This window comes from Micrococcus lylae NBRC 15355 (genome assembly GCF_001570885.1).
In the GTDB taxonomy this organism is placed as follows: domain Bacteria; phylum Actinomycetota; class Actinomycetes; order Actinomycetales; family Micrococcaceae; genus Micrococcus; species Micrococcus lylae.
Genome location: NZ_BCSN01000084.1, coordinates 1 through 5,115, shown reverse-complemented (window position 1 = coordinate 5,115; position 5,115 = coordinate 1). Strand labels below are relative to the sequence as shown.

4 protein-coding genes and 2 tRNA genes are annotated in these 5,115 nt (G+C 69.0%); all 6 read right to left on the bottom strand.

From position 1 onward, the window contains the following. Positions 1-130: 130 nt before the first annotated feature. Positions 131-203: transfer RNA gene (locus MLY01S_RS11590), tRNA-Ala, on the bottom strand. Between the two features lie 59 nt (positions 204-262). Further along, a complete protein-coding gene (locus MLY01S_RS12725; protein WP_167635523.1) occupies positions 263-409 on the bottom strand; it encodes a hypothetical protein in 147 nt (48 codons plus the stop codon). 78 nt (positions 410-487) lie between these two features. Continuing rightward, positions 488-561, bottom strand: a tRNA-Ile gene (locus MLY01S_RS11585). Positions 562-706: 145 nt separating this feature from the next. Further along, a complete protein-coding gene (locus tag MLY01S_RS11580) occupies positions 707-1,183 on the bottom strand; it encodes a DUF3566 domain-containing protein (RefSeq protein WP_067192321.1) in 477 nt (158 codons plus the stop codon). Beyond that, positions 1,180-3,831, bottom strand: coding sequence for a DNA gyrase subunit A (gene gyrA / locus MLY01S_RS11575; protein ID WP_067192324.1), 2,652 nt, complete (start codon positions 3,829-3,831; stop codon positions 1,180-1,182). The genes MLY01S_RS11580 and gyrA overlap by 4 nt, the downstream gene beginning before the upstream one ends. Positions 3,832-4,121: 290 nt before the next feature. After that, positions 4,122-5,115: toprim domain-containing protein (locus tag MLY01S_RS11570; protein ID WP_255218028.1), on the bottom strand; the 994-nt coding region annotated here is incomplete at its 5' end.

Below are 5,115 nucleotides of genomic sequence, written 5' to 3'. Positions count from 1 at the left end.
AGAACCGCAGCCAGCGGCTGCGATGCCGGGAGACCGCCGGGAGACCGAAGTGAATGAACGAAGGCTCCGGCCGGTTTCCCGGGCCGGAGCCTTCATCTCCCACAAGCCACTGGCTCATGAATTCTTCGAGTGGAGGCAAGGGGACTCGAACCCCTAACCCCCTGCTTGCAAAGCAGGTGCGCTACCAATTGCGCCATGCCCCCGTGTGCTGTCCAGCCCACGGCTGTTCAGTTGTGTGGTCCCACTGTAGCGGGTGCATCGCTCAGCGTGCGCCCGGCTCGTCCTCCGGGAGTTCGTCCGTGGCCGAGGCCCAGACCCTCCGGTCCTGCTGCGCCTGCTGCCAGGAGCGCAGGCCCCAGGCGGCCGCTGCGGCGACCGCTGCCACGGCCACCCTGCTCAGCTTCGACACGTTGTGCCTCCTCGCGTGGAGTGGGATCCCCTCAGACGACTGAGGCCCCGTCCAGCGGGGCCTCGAGTGCTGTGGGAGTGGGCGTACCAAGACTTGAACTTGGGACCTCTTCGTTATCAGCGAAGCGCTCTAACCGCCTGAGCTATACGCCCTCACCGCCATGCCGCCCGGTCGGAAACCGTGCTTCACAACGAGTAAAGACTCTACACGGCCGCAGACGCCCGCGCAAATTGCGCGGGCGTCTGCGTTCTCCCGGTCGCAGGAGGCCGTCTTCGCCCGGAGGTGCCGGGCAGGCGATCAGTCGTCCGTCAGGGTCACACCCAGGCCGCCGACGAGGGCGGCGGAGACGTTGTAGAGGGCCGCGAGGACCACGGACAGCAGGGTCAGCAGCACCACGTTCATCACGGCGACGATGGTGGCCAGGGAGGCCACGGTGCCCAGCGGGGCGAGGTGCTGGACGGTGTAGTTGCCGGACTCGGCGCCGAGGACGGTGCCGAGCACGTCGTTCACACGGTCGAAGATGCCGGCCAGGTGCATCAGCGAGTACAGGCCCACCGCGCCGATCACGGTGATGATGCCGAGGGCCACGGACAGCAGGAAGCCCAGCTTCATGGCCGACCAGATGTCCACCCGCGAGACGATCAGGCGTGCACGGCGCTGCTTGGCCTTGGGCGCCGAGCGGACCAGGCCCTCCTTGCCGGTGCGCTGAGCGGGGCGGGCGGACCGAGTGCCGGCGGCGCCGGACTGGGGACGCGATGAGGCCGAAGTGCTCACTGCTCTCCTCCGTCTGCATCCTCGGCGTCGACCTCAGCAGAGGCACTCACGTCGTCGGACACGGGGTGGTTCTGGTCGGTGGACTCGTCCAAGCGTACCCCCGTGACCTCGCCGGCGTCGGTCGCGGCTCCCTCGGCATCGCCACCCGGAGCGGCCTCGGCGGCCGCCTCGGCGTCGGCCTCGATGGCCTCCTCGTTGTTGAGGGTCACGGCGACGATCCGGTCCTTCTTGTCCGGCTTGGCGAAGATGACGCCCATGGTGTCGCGGCCCTTGGCCGGGACGCCGGCCACGGCCGAGCGGACGACCTTGCCGGACTCCATGACCACGAGGACCTCCTGGTCCTCCTGCACCACGAGGCCGCCGCACAGCCCGCCGCGCTCGTCCACGAGCTTGGCCACCTTGATGCCGAGGCCGCCGCGGTTCTGCGTGCGGTACTCGCCCACGTGGGTGCGCTTGGCGTAGCCGCCGTCGGTCACGGTGAAGACATAGCCGTCCTCGTCCGGGGAGATGACGTCCATGGCCAGCAGCCAGTCGTCGTCGCGGAACTTCATGCCGGTCACACCGGAGGTCGCGCGGCCCATGGGGCGCAGCGCCTCGTCGGTGGCGGTGAAGCGCACGGACTGGCCCTTGCGGGAGATGAGGATGAGGTCGTCGTCCGCGGACACCACGCGGGCGGAGACGAGCTCGTCGCCGTCGCGCAGGCGCAGGGCGATCAGGCCGGCGGAGCGGTTGGTGTCGTACTCGCTCAGCAGGGTCTTCTTCACCAGGCCGTTGCGGGTGGCGAGCACGAGGTAGTCGGCGCCGTCATAGCCGGCCAGCGGCTGGATCTGCGCGATGTGCTCGTCCGGCTGGAACGCCAGCAGGTTGGCCACGTGCTGGCCCTTGGCGTCGCGGCCGCCCTCGATGAGCTCGTAGGTCTTGATGCGGTACACGCGGCCGAAGTTCGTGAAGAACAGCAGCCAGTGGTGCGTGGACACGGTGAGGAAGTGCTCCACCACGTCGTCACCGCGCAGCATGGCCCCGCGGACGCCCTTGCCGCCGCGTCCCTGGGACCGGTACTGGTCCAGCCGGGTGCGCTTGACGTAGCCGCCGCGGGTGATGGTGACGACCATCTCCTCCTCGGGGATCAGGTCCTCCATGGACATGTCCCCGTCGTAGCCGTAGAGGATCTGGGTGCGGCGGTCGTCGCCGTGCTTGTCCACGATCTCCCCGAGCTCGGTGGAGACCACCTCGCGCTGGCGGGCCGGGTCCTCGAGGATCTTCGTGTACTCGGCGATGAGGGCCATCAGCTCGTCGTACTTGTCCTGGATCTTCTGGCGCTCGAGGGCGGCCAGGCGGCGCAGCTGCATGTCCAGGATGGCCTGGGCCTGCTCGTCGTCGATGTCCAGGAGCGCCTTGAGCGCCTCGCGGGCGTCGTCCACGGAGCGGGAGGCGCGGATGGTCGCGATGACCTCGTCCAGCATGTCCAGGGCCTTGAGCAGGCCGAGCTGGATGTGTGCCTCGCGCTCGGCCTTGGCCTTGCGGAAGGCGGTGCGGCGGACGATGACCTCGATCTGGTGCTTCACCCAGTAGTGGACGAAGCCGTCGAGGGACAGGGTGCGGGGCACGCCGTCCACGAGGGCCAGCATGTTCGCGGAGAAGTTCGACTGCAGCTCGGTGTGCTTGTAGAGGTTGTTCAGCACCACCTTGGCCACGGCGTCGCGCTTGAGCACGATCACCAGACGCTGGCCGGTGCGGCCGGAGGTCTCGTCGCGCATGTCGGCGATGCCGGTGATCTTGCCGTCGCGCACCATGTGGGCGATCTTCTCGGCGAGGTTGTCAGGGTTCACCATGTACGGCAGCTCGGTGACCACCAGGCAGGTGCGGCCCTGGATCTCCTCCACGTTGACCACGGCGCGCATGGTGATGGAGCCGCGGCCGGTGCGGTAGGCGTCCTCGATGCCCTTGGTGCCGAGGATGGTGGCGCCGGTCGGGAAGTCGGGGCCCTTGACCTCCTTGAGCAGGGCCTCGAGCAGCTCCTCGCGGGTGGCCTCGGGGTTGTCCAGGTACCACCGGACGCCGGCGGCGACCTCGCGCAGGTTGTGCGGCGGGATGTTGGTGGCCATGCCGACCGCGATGCCGGAGGAGCCGTTGACCAGCAGGTTCGGGAAGCGGGCGGGGAGCACGGTGGGCTCCTGCTGCTTGCCGTCGTAGTTGTCCTGGAAGTCGACGGTGTCCTCGTCGATGTCCCGGACCATGTCCATGGCCAGCGGCGCCATCTTGGTCTCGGTGTAGCGCTGGGCGGCGGCGCCGTCGTTGCCCGGGGAGCCGAAGTTGCCCTGCCCGAGGGCCAGCGGGTAGCGCATCACCCAGTCCTGGATGAGGCGGACGAGGGCGTCGTAGATCGCAGAGTCGCCGTGGGGGTGGTAGTTGCCCATCACCTCGCCGACCACGCGGGCCGACTTGTTGAAGGAGCGCTCGGGGCGGTAGCCGCCGTCGTACATCGCGTAGAGCACGCGGCGGTGCACCGGCTTCAGGCCGTCGCGCACGTCCGGCAGGGCGCGGCCGACGATCACGGCCATCGCGTAGTCCAGGTAGGAGCGCTTCATCTCGGATTCGAGGTCGACGTGGTCGACCCTGTCCGCGGCGCCCTCGGGGAGGACGTACATCTCCAGGTCCTCGGAGGCCTCGGCCGGCACGGTGCCGTCGCCTGCTCCCTCCTCGGGGTCCGCGCCGCCGGCGACGACGGCCCCCTCCTGGGGTGCCTCGCTCGCCTGCTGCGTCTGGTCGTTCTCCGCCGGGTTCTCCGGGTTCTGCGGGTTCTCCGGGGTGGTCTCGTCGCTCACGCGGGTCCTCTCGTCCTCGTCAGCTCAGGTCGTCCGGGGGCTTGCGGCCCCCGTCGGACGGGGTGGGGTGTCCGTTCCCGCGGCCGCCGTCAACGGCCGCGGGAGGACGAAGATCAGATGTCCAGGAAGCGCACGTCCTTGGCGTTCTGCTGGATGAAGCCGCGGCGGGACTCGACGTCCTCGCCCATGAGCATGGAGAACACCTGGTCCGCGGCGGCGGCGTCGTCCATGGTGACCTGGAGCAGGGTGCGGTGCTCCGGGTCCATGGTGGTGTCCCACAGCTCGTTGTAGTCCATCTCGCCCAGGCCCTTGTAGCGCTGGATGCCGGTGTCCTTGGGAAGGCGCCAGCCCTTGGCCTGGCCGGCCTCGAGGGCGGCGTCGCGCTCGGCGTCGGAGAACACGTAGTCGTGCGGGGCGTTGGACCACTTGATGCGGTACAGCGGCGGCTGCGCGAGGAACACGTGGCCGGCCTCGATGAGCGGGCGCATGTACCGGAACAGCACGGTGAGCAGCAGGGTGGTGATGTGCTGGCCGTCCACGTCCGCATCGGCCATGAGCACGATCTTGTGGTAGCGCAGCTTGGAGATGTCGAACTCCTCGCCGATGTTTGTGCCGAACGCCGTGATCATGGACTGGACCTCGGCGTTGCCGAGGGCCTTGTCCAGGCGGGCGCGCTCCACGTTCAGGATCTTGCCGCGCAGCGGGAGGATGGCCTGGGTCTCCGGGTTGCGGCCGCGTTTGGCGGAGCCGCCCGCGGAGTCGCCCTCCACGATGTAGACCTCGCAGCGCTTCGGGTCCTTGGACGAGCAGTCGGCGAGCTTGCCGGGCATGCCGAAGGACTCCAGCGGGGACTTGCGGCGGGCGTTGTCGCGGGCCTTGCGGGCGGCCATGCGGGCGTGCGAGGCCATGATGGCCTTGCGGATGATGTCCTTGGCCGGACCCGGGTTGCGCTCGAGCCAGTCGCCGAGGTGGTCGGTGACTACCCCGTGTACGAAGCCCCGTGCCTCGGAGTTGCCGAGCTTCGTCTTGGTCTGTCCCTCGAACTGCGGCTCGGCGAGCTTCACCGAGACGACCGCGGTCAGGCCCTCGCGGATGTCGTCTCCGGTG